Genomic DNA, 15,426 nt, shown 5'->3' on the forward strand with positions numbered 1-15,426 from the left:
TGTGACACTATCATGACTGAAAAATTACAATTATCTAAATCAGATCGTCAAAAAGTTTGGTGGCGTTCAACCTTCTTGCAAGGTTCTTGGAACTATGAACGGATGCAAAACTTGGGTTGGGCATACTCATTGATCCCAGCTATCAAAAAACTCTACACAAAGAAAGAAGACCAAGCGGCTGCTCTTGAGCGTCACATGGAATTCTTTAACACTCACCCATACGTTGCCGCTCCTATCATCGGGGTAACGCTTGCTCTTGAAGAAGAAAGAGCAAACGGTGCCGCTATTGACGATGCTGCCATCCAAGGGGTTAAAATTGGTATGATGGGTCCTTTGGCGGGTATCGGAGATCCAGTCTTCTGGTTCACTGTCCGTCCAATTCTTGGGGCTCTTGGTGCATCACTTGCTGCGTCTGGTAATATCCTTGGTCCACTCATCTTCTTTATCGCATGGAATGCGATTCGTATGGCCTTCTTGTGGTACACGCAAGAACTTGGCTACAAAGCAGGTTCTGAAATTACCAAAGATATGTCTGGTGGGATCTTGCAAGATATCACTAAAGGGGCTTCTATCCTTGGGATGTTCATCCTCGCTGTCTTGGTAGAACGTTGGGTATCTATTAAATTCATCTTTAATGTTTCTTCTGTCAAATTAGACGACAAAGCTTATATCCACTGGGATAAACTTCCTGAAGGATACAAGGGTATCCAAGAAGCCTTCGCTCAAGTTGGCTCAGGTCTCTCTCAAACACCTGAAAAAGTTACGACTTTCCAACAAAACTTGGATTCTTTGATTCCTGGTTTGATGGGATTACTTCTTACTTTTGCTTGTATGTGGTTGTTGAAGAAAAAAGTATCTCCAATCACTATCATCATCGCTCTCTTTGTAATCGGTGTATTAGCACACGTTGCTGGCTTGATGTAAGCAAAGATCAACTAAAAAGAAGGTTTCGGCCTTCTTTTTATTATGATATAATGGAGTGAATAGCAATACAGGAGGATCTCATGGCTCAATCATTGAATAAAACCGTTGAATTCCATACTACAGGGGTTTCTTACCTTGGAGTGGGGGGAAAGGTTGGAAAAATCCTAGTCGGGAATGCCGCTTTTGAATTTTATGCGGATGCAAATGTAGAAGACTACATCCAAATTCCCTGGCAAGAAATCGAGCGAATCGGAGCCAATGTATCCGGACGTAAAATTAGCCGCCATTTTGAAATCTATACCAGAGAATCAAAATTTCTCTTTGCTTCAAAAGACTCTGGAAAAATTTTAAAGATTGCTCGGGAACATCTAGGAAATGATAAAATTGTCAAACTTCCTACGTTGATCCAAATCATCACGGCTAAAATTAAAAATCTATTTGCAAAATAGGATCTTTTCTTGTATAATAGACGCAAACGGATAAGTAAGTTAAGAGGTTCTTTCAGAAAGTCTGCGGTTGCTGCGAGCAGATAGAAATCTTAATTGAAATTCTACCGTTTCTTTAAAATACAATATCGAATCAAGTGCACACCTGTGAAGTTGGATGGAACCGTGGCTATGCCACTCCAACACTCTAACAGGTGTGTTTTTTGTTAAAGGAGAAGCTATGTTAGATATTAAACGAATTCGTACAGACTTTGATGCGGTTGCTAAAAAATTGGCAACACGTGGCGTAGATGCAGCTATTTTGAATGAAATGAAAGAAATCGATGCCAAACGTCGAGATATCTTAGTCAAAGTAGAAAATCTCAAAGCAGAGCGTAACACTGTATCTGCTGAAATCGCACAAGCTAAACGCAACAAGGAAAATGCAGATGATAAGATTGCTGCCATGCAAACCCTCTCTGCAGAGGTCAAAGCATTGGATACAGAATTAGCTGAAATCGATGCAAAATTAACTGAATTCACTACTACCCTTCCAAACATCCCTGCTGATAGTGTCCCTGTTGGAGCGGATGAGGATGACAACGTTGAGGTTCGCCGTTGGGGAACACCGCGCGAATTTGGCTTTGAACCAAAAGCTCACTGGGATTTAGGTGAAGACCTTGATATCCTTGACTGGGAACGCGGGGCTAAAGTTACTGGTGCTCGTTTCCTCTTTTACAAAGGACTTGGAGCTCGCTTAGAACGCGCTATCTACAACTTTATGTTGGACGAACATGGCAAGGAAGGCTACACTGAAGTCATCCCTCCTTACATGGTCAACCATGATTCTATGTTTGGTACTGGTCAGTATCCAAAATTCAAGGAAGATACTTTTGAACTTAGCGATACCAATTATGTCCTCATTCCAACAGCCGAAGTTCCTTTGACAAACTACTACCGCGATGAAATTCTTGATGGGAAAGATCTTCCAATCTACTTCACCGCTATGAGTCCATCTTTCCGTTCAGAAGCTGGTTCAGCTGGTCGTGATACTCGTGGATTGATCCGTTTGCACCAATTCCATAAGGTTGAAATGGTGAAATTTGCTAAACCAGAAGAATCATATGATGAATTGGAAAAAATGGTTGTCAATGCTGAAAATATCCTTCAAAAGCTGAACCTTCCATACCGTGTAGTAGCTCTCTCAACAGGAGACATGGGCTTCTCAGCTGCCAAGACTTATGACTTGGAAGTATGGATTCCAGCGCAAAACACCTACCGTGAAATCTCAAGCTGTTCCAATACAGAAGATTTCCAAGCTCGCCGTGCGCAAATCCGCTACCGTGATGAAGCAGATGGCAAGGTAAAACTCCTTCACACTTTGAACGGTTCTGGATTGGCTGTCGGACGTACCGTCGCTGCTATTCTTGAAAACTACCAAAACGAAGACGGTTCTGTGACCATTCCAGAAGTCCTTCGCCCATACATGGGTGGCGCTGAAGTCATCGCACCAAAATAAAGTTTAAAAAAACTGAGTCTTGCAAATTGCAAGCTCAGTTTTTTAATATTTACGAAAACGTTGGTAGCGTTGCTCCAGAAGCTCTTCGAGAGTTAAAGCTTGTAAAACCTTTAACTCTTCCTGTAATTCCTTCTTCACTTGAGCCAGTAGTTCTCCATTTGAAAATCCATGCTCGGGAATCACCTTATCGACAATTTCCATATTTAACAATTCGTGAGAAGTAATCTTCATCAACTCTGCTGCTTCCATGGCACGACTTCCATCTTTCCAAAGAATAGAGGCAAAACCTTCTGGACTCAAGACCGCATAGATGGAGTTCTCAAGCATCCAGACCTTATCTGCCACAGCAAGAGCCAAGGCACCACCAGAGCCACCTTCTCCGATGATAATCGCGATAATTGGAACTTTTAGATCACTCATTTCCATGAGGTTGCGGGCAATGGCTTCCCCTTGTCCTCGTTCTTCAGCACCAACACCGGGATAAGCACCCGCTGTATTGATAAAGGTCACAACTGGACGGCCAAATTTCTCCGCTTGCTTCATGAGACGCAAAGCTTTTCGATAGCCTTCTGGATGTGGTTGCCCAAAATTACGTTTTAGATTATCCTGAAGATTTTTTCCTTTTTGGATTCCAACGACTGTAACCGTTTGATCGCCTAAGCGTCCAATCCCACCAATCACCGCACCATCATCACGGAAGTTTCGATCTCCATGCAATTCGATAAAATCATCAAAAATTCCTTGAGCAAAATCAAGCGCAGTCAATCTTCCTTGGTCACGTGCCTCTTTAATAATCTGTGTTATTTTACTCATGTTTACCTCCATGAAGGGCTAATAATTGTCCAACTGTCGCTCGGATTTGACTTCTCTCCACGATCAAGTCTACAAATCCATGTTCTTGTAGAAATTCTGCTTTTTGGAAATCATCAGGCAATTTTTCACGCACAGTTGATTCGATCACGCGTCGACCAGCAAACCCGACCAAGGCTTGACTCTCTGCCATGATAATATCACCTTCCATAGCAAATGAGGCTGTCACCCCACCAGTTGTCGGATCTGTCAATACCGTCAAATAGAATAATTTTTCTTTGGAATGGCGTTGAACAGCCGCAGAAATTTTTGCCATTTGCATCAAACTCACGATTCCTTCTTGCATCCGAGCACCACCGGAAGCGGTAAAAAGAACAACTGGCAATTTTTCTTTTGTCGCAAATTCAAATAAACGAGTAATTTTTTCGCCTACTACAGAACCCATTGAAGCCATGATAAAGTTGGAATCCATGATCCCAAGCGCAACTTTTTGACCTTTAATCAAGGCTGTTCCAGTCAGGACAGCTTCATCCAATCCTGTCATTTCCCGCACTGCTGCTAGTTTCTTCTTATAATTTGGGAAATTCAAAGGATCTGTCGTTTCGATTCCTGTAAACATTTCTTCAAAGCTAGCTGGATCCACTGTCAGCGCCAAGCGTTCTTTAGCAGAAATACGGAAGGTATAGCCACAATTCGGGCAGACACGCTCACTACCTAAATCCTTTTGGTAAATGGTATGTTTACAACCTGGGCATTGTGAAAATAGTTCATCAGGAACTTCAGGTTTTGGCTGAGGCTCCTTCCAGGCTGACCTATTCGGATTGATCCGAATATATTTATCTTTTTTAGAAAATAATGCCATTACTTACTCCTTATAATATGCTACAGTATCTGAAGCATTACTATAAAAGCCTGAAACTGTGAAGATGATGTTCATACTTCCCTCACAAGTCCAGGCTTTTTCATCATTCCTTATTATAATTTGGAAGGAATTGTTCCATCAAAAATGCAGTGTCATAATCACCAGCGATCACATGTGAATCTGAAATCAAATCCAACTGGAAACTGCTATTGGTTGTGACACCATCGATTTCCAACTCATAAAGAGCACGCTGCATTTTCATCAGTGCATCAAAGCGATTTTCACCATGGACAATGATCTTGGCAATCATACTATCATAGTATGGCGGAATCGTATAACCAGGATACACAGCAGAATCCACACGCAAGCCAACCCCACCACTTGGAAGATAGAGATTAGTGATCTTACCTGGGCTTGGTGCAAAGTTGAAGGAAGGATTTTCCGCATTGATCCGGCATTCAATCGCATGGCCTTTAATGACAATATCCTCTTGAGTAACGGATAATTCTTGGCCAGCTGCGATTTTAATCTGTTCCTTAACGATATCAACTCCTGTTACAAATTCTGTGACAGGATGCTCCACTTGCACACGGGTATTCATTTCCATAAAGTAGAACTCACCCTTGCCTTCATCATACAAGAATTCAATCGTTCCAGCATTCTCATACCCAACTGATTCAGCAGCCCGAACAGCAGCAGAACCAATTTGATTACGAAGAGTTTTTCCGATAGCAATTGAAGGGGATTCTTCTAGAACTTTTTGGTTGTTCCGTTGAAGAGAACAATCGCGTTCACCTAAGTGAATGACATGTCCATGCTGATCCGCTAAAATTTGTACTTCAATGTGGCGAGCAGGATAAATCACCCGCTCCATATACATGGCACCGTTCCCAAAAGCAGCTTGAGCTTCTGAGGAAGCTGATTCAAAAGCAGCAACCAGATCTTCTGGTTTTTCAACCTTCCGAATTCCTTTACCGCCACCTCCTGCAGATGCTTTCAACATCACAGGGTAACCAATACGCTCTGCAATCTCGAGAGCTTCTTCAGCAGTATACACTTCACCATCTGATCCAGGAATAACGGGTACTCCTGCTTTGATCATCTGTTTACGAGCATTAATCTTATCCCCCATCATATCCATGACTTTAGCAGAAGGGCCGATAAATTTAATACCAACTTCCTCACACATGGTTGCAAATTTGGAGTTTTCACTTAAAAATCCAAAACCAGGATGGATAGCTTCTGCTCCTGTTAAAACAGCTGCAGATAAGACAGCACTCATATTCAAATAAGACTCTGTTGATTTAGCAGGTCCAATACAGACCGCTTCATCCGCTAGTAAGGTATGCAAGGCTTCTTTATCAGCAGTAGAATACACTGCAACCGTCTCGATGCCAAGTTCACGAGCCGCACGAATAATGCGAACCGCAATCTCACCACGATTGGCGATTAAGATCTTACGAAACATAGATAGGCCTTTCTTAATTTCCAATTGCAAAAGTAAGTGTTCCTGAAGCTGCAAGCTTTCCATCTACCTCTGCCTTAGCTTCAACAACAGCAATGGTTCCACGACGTTTGACAAAAGTAGCCGTCATCACCAATTGATCTCCAGGAACGACTTGTTTTTTAAACTTCACCTTGTCCATCCCTGCATAAAAGACTAATTTCCCTTTATTTTCAGGTTTTGACAACTCTAGTACACCTGCTGTTTGTGCCAAAGCTTCCATGATAAGAACACCTGGCATAACAGGATATTGTGGAAAATGTCCATTAAAAAATGGTTCATTAATTGTCACGTTTTTAATGGCAACAATCGTATCTTCGCTTGTTTCCAATACGCGATCCACCAAAAGCATTGGGTAACGATGTGGCAAAGCCTCACGAATAGCATTAATATCAATTGTCATTTGATTCGAACCAATCCTTTTCCAAATTCAACCATTTCTTCATTCGTTACCAAAATTTCAGTGACCACCCCATCTTTTGGTGCTGGGACTTCATTCATCACTTTCATGGCTTCGATAATCAAGAGTGTTTGACCCTTAGTGACCTTATCTCCTACAGATACAAAGGCTGGTTTATCCGGTGCTGGTGACAAGTAAGCCACCCCAACCAATGGACTTTCAACCACATCACCTTCTGCAGCCTGAGCTGGAGCAGCAACTGGTTCAGCCACTACAGCTGGAGTTGCTGGTGCTTCAACAACAGGAGCTACTACAGGAGTTTGAGGAGCTGCTACCACTTCAACTGCAGGTGCTACCGGTGTAGCCGCAACTGAACTCGTTTGGTTTTTACTCAAATTCAATTCTTCCCCGTTATTTTTATAGGAGAATTCACGCAAAGTTGATGCATCAAATTGAGCCAACAAATCTTTGATTTCAGAAATATTCATGAATTAACCCTCCCAACGTTTAAAGGCCAGAACAGCATTGTGTCCACCAAAACCAAAGGTATTTGAGATAGCGTACTGAATATCCGCTTCTTGACCTTCACCATAAACAACGTTTGCTTCGATATAGTCAGACAATTCTTTAGTACCAGCAGTTTTTGGTACAAAGCTGTGACGAATCGCTTCGATGGTAGCAATCGCTTCAACCGCACCAGCGGCACCAAGCAAGTGACCTGTAAATGATTTAGTAGATGAAACTGGAACATCTTTACCAAGTACAGACACAATAGCACCACTTTCACCTTTTTCGTTGGCAGGTGTTGAAGTACCGTGGGCATTGACATAGTCAACATCTTCAGGCTTGATACCAGCTTCATTGATCGCTAATTTAATTGCTTTAGCAGCTCCTGAACCGTCTGGAGTTGGTGTTGTCATATGATAAGCATCACAGTTTGAACCGTAACCAACAATTTCTGCTAAAATATTAGCACCACGTTTTTGGGCATGTTCCAAACTTTCGATGACGAGAACCCCTGCACCTTCCCCCATCACAAAACCATTACGGTCTTTATCAAATGGAATTGATGAACGTTCTGGGTCTTCTGTTGTTGAAAGTGCTGTAAGAGCGTTGAAACCACCGATACCAATTCTAGTGATTGAAGCCTCTGAACCACCGGCTAAAACAACATCATGGAACCCAAATTTAATTTCGCGGAAAGCTTCACCAATAGCATCATTGGCAGAGGCACAGGCAGTTGTCACTGATTTACATACCCCTTGTGCGCCAATTTTAAGCGCAATATTCCCAGCACCCATATTTGAAAGAGCTTTAGGGATAAACATTGGTTGGATTCTCTTCATTCCACGTTCATGCATCCGGATAATTTGGTCTTCCAATTCTTGCAAACCACCGATACCAGATGATACAATCACACCTACACGATCGCGGTCTTCTTCTTCCATATTCAAGCCTGAATTTTCAATAGCTTCCATCGCAGCATAGATCGCATACAATGAGTATGTATCCATACGATTTTGATCTTTTTTCACAAAATATTTATCAAATGGGAAATCTTGAATTTCACCAGCATTAAAGACTGGAATTTCAGAAGCATCAAATTTCGTAATGGGCTTGATCCCAATTTTTCCTTCATGAAGGCTATTCCAAAACTCCTCTGGTGTATTTCCGATTGGTGAGGTTACACCGTAACCTGTAACAACAACACGATTTGTAGACATATATATTCTCCTTTTGTCGGATGGATATTTAAGTAAGTGATTTTCGATCAGTGAGCATTCATTATTGCATAGTCATTCCGCCATCAATGGCAATTGTTTGACCAGTTAAATATTCTTGACCTGCCAAGAAAGCCGCAACTTCTGCCACTTCTTCAGCTTGACCAATTCGTTTCATTGGCACTTGCGCTAGCATGGCATCTTTCATTTTCTCTGGAATAGCGTCTGTCATATCCGATTCAATAAAACCAGGTGCAATAGCATTCACACGAACGCCACGAGCCGCAACTTCACGCGCTACTGATTTAGTAAAACCAATCAATCCAGCTTTTGAAGCCGCATAGTTCGCTTGACCAACATTCCCCATTAGACCAACAACAGAGGACATGTTGATTATGGCCCCTTGACGCGCCTTAGACATCGGTTTTAAGACAGCTTGTGTCATATTAAAGGCACCGGTCAAGTTGATTTTCAAGACCCGTTCAAAATCTTCTTCAGTCATTTTCAACATCAACTTGTCGTTTGTGATCCCAGCGTTATTGACCAAAACATCAATACTTCCAAGCTTTTCAATTGCTTCAGCTACCATACGTTGAGCATCTTCGCCATTCGAAATATCCCCAGAAATACCAACAACACTCACACCATAGTCAGCAAACTGTGTAAGCAAGTCCTCAGAAATTTCTGAACGGCCGTTCAAGACAACATTGGCACCAAGACTCGCAAATTTATGAGCCACAGCTAATCCAATTCCACGTGTTGAACCTGTTACAAAAACATTTTTATTTTTAAGTTCCATCTTTACCTCGTTTTAAGCATTCAGAAGAGCATCTAGACTAGCCTGATCTTCGACGTTATGAGTTGGAAGAGTTTTATCAATTTTCTTCAAGAATCCTGACAAGACTTTTCCAGGTCCGATCTCAATGACTTCATCTACACCAAAGTCTTGAATCGTAGCAATCGAATCATAGAAACGAACCGGTTCTTTTACTTGACGGGCCAAAAGTGCTTTTACATCTTCTGACTTCATGATAGTCGCTTCTGTATTCCCAACTAAAGGAAGATCAAAATCATTAAATGATACTTTTTCTAGTTCAGCCGCCAATTTTTGACTAGCAGATTCCAGTAAGGCTGTGTGGAATGGACCTGACACATTCAAAGGGATCAAGCGTTTAGCACCTGCTTCCTTCAATAGTTCCACAGCATAGTCCACAGCCGCAACTTCACCACCAATCACAATTTGTGCTGGAGTATTGTAGTTAGCTGGTGTCACTACACCCTTTTCGGATGCTTGTTGACAAATCTCTTCGATCAAATTTGGATCTGTATTCATAACAGCAACCATTTTCCCACTTCCAGCAGGAGCTGCCGTTTCCATGAATTCACCACGTTTCGCAACCAAAGCTACTGCATCTTCAAACGAAAGAGCTCCGGCCGCAACCAGGGCAGAATATTCCCCCAAAGAGAGCCCGGCAACAATATCAGGAGTGATACCATTTTCTGCTAAGAGACGATAAATGGCTACTGACGTTGTCAAAATAGCTGGTTGAGTATAGCGTGTCTGATTCAGTTTTTCTTCGTTAGAATCAATCAATTCACGCAAATCATAACCTAGAATACGACTAGCCGTATCAAATGTCTCTTTAACAACGGGATAAGCCGCATACAAATCGCTCGCCATGCCCAATTTCTGAGCCCCTTGACCAGCAAATAAGAACGCACGTTTTGTCACTATCCTAATCCTTTCGACGTTTTTAGACGTTTACATCTGCCCAACGAGCAGCCTCTTTTTTAATCACATTGGCTGCACCATAATAGATATCTTCTAGAATTTCAGCACAAGTTTCTTCCTTGCTTACAAGTCCAGCAATTTGACCCGCCATTACAGAACCATTGTCAACATCTCCATCAACAACGGCATTGCGAAGCGCACCTGCTCCTAATTCTTCAATTTCTTCTTGAGTCTTCTTACCTGCCAAGAAATCTTTTTCAGCTTGGTTATAGGCAGAAGCCAATTTATTCTTGATCGCACGAACAGGGTGTCCAACAACTGATGCTGAAACTACTGTATCAATATCTTTCGCTTTCAAGATTTTATTCTTAAAGTTTTGGTGAGCATTCGATTCTTTAGCAACCACGAAACGTGTTCCCACCTGAACAGCTTCGGCACCTAACATAAAGACAGCCGCAGCTCCGGCACCATCAGCGACACCTCCAGCACCAATTACTGGAATAGAAACTGCTTCAACCACTTGGCGAACCAAGGTCATGGTCGTTAATTTACCAATGTGACCTCCAGCTTCCATTCCTTCTGCAATCACTGCATCAGCACCCAATTTTTCCATCCGTTTTGCAAGGGCAACAGACGGAACTACTGGAATAACAGTGATCCCTGCTTCATGGAAACGATCCATGTATTTCCCAGGATTTCCGGCACCAGTTGTAACAACTTTTACACCTTCTTCAATCACCAGGTCAACAATGTCATCCGCGAATGGGGACAAAAGCATGATATTTACACCAAAAGGTTTATCTGTAATAGACTTCACTTTATCAATGTTTGCCTTTACAACTTCTTTTGGAGCATTCCCGCCACCAATGATTCCAAGACCACCGGCGTTTGATACTGCTCCAGCCAAGTCACCATCAGCCACCCAAGCCATCCCACCTTGGAAGATCGGATATTTAATATTCAATAGTTCAGTAATTCGTGTTTGCATTATACCTACCTCTTTTTTCGCTTAAGTAATAGTTTGAGGTTAAAAGATTGTTTCTTTGAGCCTCAAACTATTACCTAAACAAGAGAGAATATCTTTCGATACTCTCATCTATCATTATTTTGTTTTTTCTTCTACGTAAGCGACAAGGTCACCAACTGTAGACAATCCTTCTTCAGTTTCGATTTGAATGTCAAAAGCATCTTCAATTTCAGAGATAACTTGGAACAAATCCAATGAATCTGCTTCTAAATCTTCGAATGTAGATTCAAGAGTTACTTCTGATGGTTCTTTACCAAGTTCTTCAACGATAATTTCTTGTACTTTTTCAAATACTGCCATAATAGGCCTCCTTAAAAAATAATATATAAATTTTTAAAATGTGTTTCCACATGTTTAACTAGATTGTAACAAGAAGTGTGCCCCATGTCAAACCTCCACCGAATCCTGTCAGAAGAATTTTTTGACTTCCATCCATCTTGATTCGATGATTCTCGACACACTCCGATAATAGAATGGGGATACTAGCAGCACTAGTGTTCCCATATTCCATCATATTTGCTGGGATTTTCTCTCTAGAGACACCCAGTTTTTTTGACATCTTATCTAACATTCGGTCATTCGCCTGGTGTAACAGAAAATAGTCAATCTCTTCTGCTTCCATAGAGGCGTCTGCTATCATTTTTTGAATACTTTTCGTGACATCACGAATGGCAAAATCAAAAACTGCCCGTCCATCCATTGTCAGATATCTTCGATCAAAAACGTCATCTGAATAAGGGGAAGACAGACCCAAATAGCAAGACTCAAGACTAGCACCTCGGCTACCATCTGTAAAAAGATTCTCAGCCAAAAACGATTTTTGATCGCTTGCTTCAAGCAAGACACCACCAGCTCCATCTCCAAAAAGGACTGAAGTGGAACGGTCTGACCAGTCTAATACTTTTGAAAGCGTCTCACTACCGATCACAATTCCTCGCCTGTACATACCTGAAGAAATGTATTTTTCAGCAGTGGCTAATGCAAATACAAATCCGCTACATGCTGCAGTCAGATCAAAGGCAAAAGCTCGAGAAGCTCCAATATTAGCTTGTACCCGGGCTGCAGTTGATGGCATTAAGCTATCTGGTGTAATCGTAGCAACAACGATGAAATCAATTTCCTCAGCATCTAAGTTTGCTTTTGCTAATAATCTTTGTGCAACAATTGTTGCTAGATCACTTGTCGTCTCATCTTTTGAAATGTGACGCCGAAGGATACCTGTCCGACTACTGATCCATTCATCACTTGTATCCATGATCTCAGCCAAATCATCATTTGATACGACTTGGTCAGGTGCATAATGAGCAACTTGACTAATTTTAGCAAAGACCATTATTTAATTTCCTCCAAGAAACGATACAGATTTTGCAATCCTTTTTGCATCACTTTCTTCTCTTCGGGACTCATATCTCCAATAATCTGGTTGACCATCCGTTTATGGAATTGCTGATGAAGACGATAAAGTAGACGACCGTTCTTCGTTAAACTCAAGTGTACAACCCGGCGATCAACTTCCGATCTTCTTCTTTCGATATACCCTTTGCGCTCAAGATTATTCAAACTTGTCGTGACAGTCCCCAAAGTCACCATCAACTCCCGTGAAATATCACTCGGGGTTGCATTCGGTGTCGAACCAATCACATCGATCGTATGCATTTCTTTAATAGAAACATCTTTGAATCGACTTGCTCTTAGGCTCGACTCCTCAATAACCAAAACATTATTAAAGATGGATGTTAAATAGTCGTTAACTAATTGGTAATTCAAAACTCCACCTCCTAATTTTACTTTGATAGTCAAATTTTATCAAAAATGAAAATAATTTGCAAGCATTTTTTCACAAAACATAGAAAAAATACAAATTTATTTTCCTTTAAATTGTGGCCGACGTTTCTCAGAGTAGGCAATAACCCCTTCCTTGAAATCTTCTGTAAATGCTAGTTTCTTTTGCAAATCCAATTCAAGACCCGCATATTGGTCCCATTCTTTCAAGAATGCTTCCCAAACCATTTCTTTCATGGCAGCATAAGAATTTGAAGATCCTCTTCTTAATTTTTTAAGCAATTGCTCAACCGTTTTATCGAGTTTTTCAGATTCACAAACACGATAAGCTAGACCATAATCAAATGCCTTTTCAGCAGTCAAGGCTTCACCCGTCATTACTAAATGAGTAGCCCGAGACATACCAATGGCTTTTCCTAACAAGAATAAGCCACCCGCATCTGGTGCTAAACCAACCCCAACAAAGGCTTGGATAAATTTAGTACGATCACTAATAATACAAAAATCAACAGCTACTGCAATATTGGCTGCTGCTCCTGCGACCGCTCCATCTGCCACCATAATAACCGGCTTTGGTAATTGCTTAATTTTCTTTGAAATTGTATTAACTAATTCGGCAATTAAAACAAGAGACTCGATGTCATCCGCATCGACTGCGCGTTTCATTTCGCTCAAATCTCCACCAACTGAAAAGATTTTCCCTTCTGCTGATAGAATAATGAATTTTACTTCCTCATTTTTTTCTGCATCTTCCAGGGCAGCTAAAATTTCCTGACACATTGGAATATTAAAACCATTGGATACTTCAGGACGATTTAAAGAGATTGTCGCGAGGTCGTTTTCGACAGAATACAAAATTGTTTCAAACATCACAGACTCCTTTTATTTAAATATAAAATATTTTGATATTAAAACTTTTGAATTATAACATATCTTACCACAAAAAACAAAAATAGTAAAATATATCTATAAGATGTAACAAAATTGTAAAATTTGAATAATTACAATTTCTCTCTTCTACAGAATCAATTATTTTATGCCCTATCTGTAAATACATTGTATCAATAACTGAACTTTGGTATAATGTATTAATGAAACTATTAAGGAGAAAATATGAAAGTAACTAAATTCGGTGGAAGTTCTCTAGCATCAGCTTCTCAATTAAAAAAAGTACTTAATATCATTAAAGATGATCCAGAAAGAAGATTTGTAGTTGTATCAGCTCCAGGCAAACGCAACGCTGAAGATACAAAAGTAACAGATGCACTGATCCGCTATTATAAAGAATTTACTTCAGATAAGGATGTCACACAAACACAACAGTGGATTATTGAACGTTATCGGGCCATTACAGAAGAATTGGGTCTCAAAGATTCCATTATTCAAGAAATTGCTGAAGATATCTATGATTTAACAAATTTACCTAAAAAAGGGAATCCATTCACATACGATGCATTCCTAGCAGCAGGCGAAAATAACAATGCTAAACTCATTGCTGCTTATTTCAATCAAAATGGATTAGAAGCAAGATACATCCATCCAAAAGAGGCAGGAATTACAGTCACTGCAGAACCTTCCAACGCTCGTATATTACCATCTAGTTACGATAAAATTGAAGAACTAAAAGACTCAAGTGAAGTGATTGTCATTCCAGGATTCTTTGGTGTTACTCAAGATGGTGATATTTGTACATTTTCTCGTGGTGGATCTGATATTACTGGATCGATCATTGCAGCAGGTGTAAAAGCAGACTTATACGAAAACTTTACAGACGTAAATGGTATCTTTGCAGCACATCCAGGTATTATTAAACACCCACATTCTATTCCTGAATTAACCTACAAAGAAATGCGTGAATTAGCCTATGCTGGTTTTTCAGTCTTACATGATGAAGCACTTGTTCCAGCATACAGAGGTAAAATTCCATTAGTCATTAAAAATACAAATAATCCAGACCACCCTGGAACCCGCATTGTTTTGGAACATTCAAATGATCATGTGACTGTTGTAGGGATTGCAGGTGATTCAGGATTCGTTAGTATTAACACTACAAAATACCTTATGAACCGCGAAGTCGGTTTTGGTCGAAAAGTCCTTCAAATTTTAGAAGATCTCAATATCAGTTGGGAACATATGCCAACAGGAATTGATGATTTATCCATCATTTTGCGTTCACGTGAACTGACTCCAATCAAAGAACAAGAGATTCTGAAACAATTAACACAAAAGCTAGAAGTTGACACAGCCGAAATTGAACATGATCTTTCCATCATTATGATCGTTGGGGAGAAAATGAAGAGTCAGGTAGGGGTTACCGCCACTGCAGCCAAAGCACTATCAGAAAATGAAGTAAATATTCAAATGATCTCGCAAGGTTCTAGTGAAGTTTCCATTATGTTCGTTGTAAGTAAAGATCAAGAAGAAAAAGCAATTAAAGCCTTATATCAAGCATTTTTCCCAAATAACTAAATAGAGAAAAGCTCCGTTAACTAAACGGAGCTTTAATTAACATTAAAATGAAAAGTAAAAAAAGAGATCAATTACTTGATCTCTTTTATTCTATACTCCGCCAGTAGGACTCGAACCTACGACATCATGATTAACAGTCATGCGCTACTACCAACTGAGCTATGGCGGAATCAAGCTAAGCGACTACCTTATCTCACAGGGGGCAACCCCCAACTACTTCCGGCGTTCTAGGGCTTAACTGCTGTGTTCGG

At 40.6% G+C, this 15,426-nt stretch carries 17 protein-coding genes and 1 tRNA gene; 4 read left to right on the forward strand and 14 right to left on the reverse strand.

Annotation, left to right across the window (positions count from 1 at the left end):
* Positions 1-12 precede the first annotated feature (12 nt).
* From NFR56_RS06180 to serS, 3 genes are all read left to right on the forward strand, one after another.
* Complete coding sequence (locus tag NFR56_RS06180; RefSeq protein ID WP_003010435.1) at positions 13-924, forward strand: PTS system mannose/fructose/sorbose family transporter subunit IID; 912 nt, start codon at positions 13-15, stop codon at positions 922-924.
* An 80-nt stretch (positions 925-1,004) separates the two neighbouring features.
* Positions 1,005-1,373 carry a DUF956 family protein gene (locus NFR56_RS06185; RefSeq protein ID WP_023920226.1) on the forward strand — a complete coding sequence of 123 codons (369 nt, stop codon included), beginning with the start codon at positions 1,005-1,007 and terminating at the stop codon, positions 1,371-1,373.
* 217 nt (positions 1,374-1,590) lie between these two features.
* Positions 1,591-2,868, forward strand: coding sequence for a serine--tRNA ligase (serS, locus tag NFR56_RS06190; RefSeq protein ID WP_003018473.1), 1,278 nt, complete (start codon positions 1,591-1,593; stop codon positions 2,866-2,868).
* Positions 2,869-2,910: 42 nt separating this feature from the next.
* Here the strand turns inward: serS and NFR56_RS06195 are convergent, their stop codons facing one another.
* The 13 genes from NFR56_RS06195 to NFR56_RS06255 all read right to left on the reverse strand — a co-directional run bounded on the left by NFR56_RS06195 (position 2,911) and on the right by NFR56_RS06255 (position 13,579).
* Positions 2,911-3,681, reverse strand: coding sequence for an acetyl-CoA carboxylase carboxyl transferase subunit alpha (locus NFR56_RS06195; RefSeq protein ID WP_031575185.1), 771 nt, complete (start codon positions 3,679-3,681; stop codon positions 2,911-2,913).
* On the reverse strand, positions 3,674-4,540 hold the full coding sequence (accD, locus tag NFR56_RS06200) for an acetyl-CoA carboxylase, carboxyltransferase subunit beta (protein ID WP_003003810.1): 867 nt from the start codon (positions 4,538-4,540) through the stop codon (positions 3,674-3,676). Before accD ends, NFR56_RS06195 begins: the two co-directional genes overlap by 8 nt.
* Before the next feature lie 103 nt (positions 4,541-4,643).
* Positions 4,644-6,008, reverse strand: coding sequence for an acetyl-CoA carboxylase biotin carboxylase subunit (locus NFR56_RS06205; protein WP_003012593.1), 1,365 nt, complete (start codon positions 6,006-6,008; stop codon positions 4,644-4,646).
* Positions 6,009-6,021: 13 nt separating this feature from the next.
* The gene (gene fabZ / locus NFR56_RS06210; RefSeq protein ID WP_003004019.1) at positions 6,022-6,447 is read right to left on the reverse strand and encodes a 3-hydroxyacyl-ACP dehydratase FabZ; all 426 of its coding nucleotides are present in this window, start codon (positions 6,445-6,447) and stop codon (positions 6,022-6,024) included.
* Positions 6,444-6,932, reverse strand: coding sequence for an acetyl-CoA carboxylase biotin carboxyl carrier protein (accB, locus tag NFR56_RS06215; protein ID WP_031575179.1), 489 nt, complete (start codon positions 6,930-6,932; stop codon positions 6,444-6,446). The genes fabZ and accB overlap by 4 nt, the downstream gene beginning before the upstream one ends.
* 3 nt (positions 6,933-6,935) lie before the next feature.
* A complete protein-coding gene (gene fabF, locus NFR56_RS06220) occupies positions 6,936-8,168 on the reverse strand; it encodes a beta-ketoacyl-ACP synthase II (RefSeq protein WP_031575168.1) in 1,233 nt (410 codons plus the stop codon).
* Between the two features lie 61 nt (positions 8,169-8,229).
* Positions 8,230-8,964, reverse strand: coding sequence for a 3-oxoacyl-[acyl-carrier-protein] reductase (gene fabG, locus NFR56_RS06225; RefSeq protein ID WP_031575164.1), 735 nt, complete (start codon positions 8,962-8,964; stop codon positions 8,230-8,232).
* Between the two features lie 12 nt (positions 8,965-8,976).
* Positions 8,977-9,897: an ACP S-malonyltransferase gene (fabD, locus tag NFR56_RS06230; protein ID WP_031575163.1), complete on the reverse strand. Its 921-nt coding sequence runs from the start codon at positions 9,895-9,897 to the stop codon at positions 8,977-8,979.
* 22 nt (positions 9,898-9,919) lie between these two features.
* Positions 9,920-10,885 (reverse strand): enoyl-[acyl-carrier-protein] reductase FabK, encoded by a 966-nt coding sequence (gene fabK / locus NFR56_RS06235; protein ID WP_031575162.1) that lies wholly within the window; start codon positions 10,883-10,885, stop codon positions 9,920-9,922.
* A 114-nt stretch (positions 10,886-10,999) separates the two neighbouring features.
* Positions 11,000-11,224, reverse strand: coding sequence for an acyl carrier protein (locus tag NFR56_RS06240; protein WP_003003892.1), 225 nt, complete (start codon positions 11,222-11,224; stop codon positions 11,000-11,002).
* A 58-nt stretch (positions 11,225-11,282) separates the two neighbouring features.
* Positions 11,283-12,257, reverse strand: a complete 975-nt coding sequence (locus NFR56_RS06245; RefSeq protein ID WP_251458174.1) for a beta-ketoacyl-ACP synthase III — start codon at positions 12,255-12,257, stop codon at positions 11,283-11,285.
* A complete protein-coding gene (gene fabT / locus NFR56_RS06250; protein WP_003003993.1) occupies positions 12,257-12,691 on the reverse strand; it encodes a fatty acid biosynthesis transcriptional regulator FabT in 435 nt (144 codons plus the stop codon). The genes NFR56_RS06245 and fabT overlap by 1 nt, the downstream gene beginning before the upstream one ends.
* Before the next feature lie 96 nt (positions 12,692-12,787).
* Positions 12,788-13,579 carry an enoyl-CoA hydratase gene (locus NFR56_RS06255; RefSeq protein WP_049482583.1) on the reverse strand — a complete coding sequence of 264 codons (792 nt, stop codon included), beginning with the start codon at positions 13,577-13,579 and terminating at the stop codon, positions 12,788-12,790.
* Between the two features lie 240 nt (positions 13,580-13,819).
* Between NFR56_RS06255 and NFR56_RS06260 the strand changes: the two genes are divergently transcribed.
* Positions 13,820-15,175: an aspartate kinase gene (locus tag NFR56_RS06260; RefSeq protein WP_021154497.1), complete on the forward strand. Its 1,356-nt coding sequence runs from the start codon at positions 13,820-13,822 to the stop codon at positions 15,173-15,175.
* A gap of 95 nt (positions 15,176-15,270) precedes the next feature.
* On the opposite strand, the gene NFR56_RS06265 is transcribed toward NFR56_RS06260, so the two are convergent.
* Positions 15,271-15,344, reverse strand: a tRNA-Asn gene (locus NFR56_RS06265).
* Between the last annotated feature and the right edge of the window lie 82 nt (positions 15,345-15,426).

This window comes from Streptococcus caecimuris (assembly GCF_943193075.1).
GTDB classification, from domain to species: domain Bacteria; phylum Bacillota; class Bacilli; order Lactobacillales; family Streptococcaceae; genus Streptococcus; species Streptococcus caecimuris.

Excerpts from the sequence above, each read along its gene's own strand:
- NFR56_RS06195 (WP_031575185.1), bottom strand. The coding sequence starts at position 3,681 with ATGAGTAAAATAACACAGATTATTAAAGAGGCACGTGACCAAGGAAGA.
- NFR56_RS06185 (WP_023920226.1), top strand. The coding sequence starts at position 1,005 with ATGGCTCAATCATTGAATAAAACCGTTGAATTCCATACTACAGGGGTT.
- NFR56_RS06180 (WP_003010435.1), top strand. The coding sequence starts at position 13 with ATGACTGAAAAATTACAATTATCTAAATCAGATCGTCAAAAAGTTTGG.
- serS (WP_003018473.1), top strand. The coding sequence starts at position 1,591 with ATGTTAGATATTAAACGAATTCGTACAGACTTTGATGCGGTTGCTAAA.
- NFR56_RS06240 (WP_003003892.1), bottom strand. The coding sequence starts at position 11,224 with ATGGCAGTATTTGAAAAAGTACAAGAAATTATCGTTGAAGAACTTGGT.
- fabZ (WP_003004019.1), bottom strand. The coding sequence starts at position 6,447 with ATGACAATTGATATTAATGCTATTCGTGAGGCTTTGCCACATCGTTAC.
- accD (WP_003003810.1), bottom strand. The coding sequence starts at position 4,540 with ATGGCATTATTTTCTAAAAAAGATAAATATATTCGGATCAATCCGAAT.
- fabF (WP_031575168.1), bottom strand. The coding sequence starts at position 8,168 with ATGTCTACAAATCGTGTTGTTGTTACAGGTTACGGTGTAACCTCACCA.
- NFR56_RS06205 (WP_003012593.1), bottom strand. The coding sequence starts at position 6,008 with ATGTTTCGTAAGATCTTAATCGCCAATCGTGGTGAGATTGCGGTTCGC.
- NFR56_RS06260 (WP_021154497.1), top strand. The coding sequence starts at position 13,820 with ATGAAAGTAACTAAATTCGGTGGAAGTTCTCTAGCATCAGCTTCTCAA.
- NFR56_RS06245 (WP_251458174.1), bottom strand. The coding sequence starts at position 12,257 with ATGGTCTTTGCTAAAATTAGTCAAGTTGCTCATTATGCACCTGACCAA.
- accB (WP_031575179.1), bottom strand. The coding sequence starts at position 6,932 with ATGAATATTTCTGAAATCAAAGATTTGTTGGCTCAATTTGATGCATCA.
- fabG (WP_031575164.1), bottom strand. The coding sequence starts at position 8,964 with ATGGAACTTAAAAATAAAAATGTTTTTGTAACAGGTTCAACACGTGGA.
- fabK (WP_031575162.1), bottom strand. The coding sequence starts at position 10,885 with ATGCAAACACGAATTACTGAACTATTGAATATTAAATATCCGATCTTC.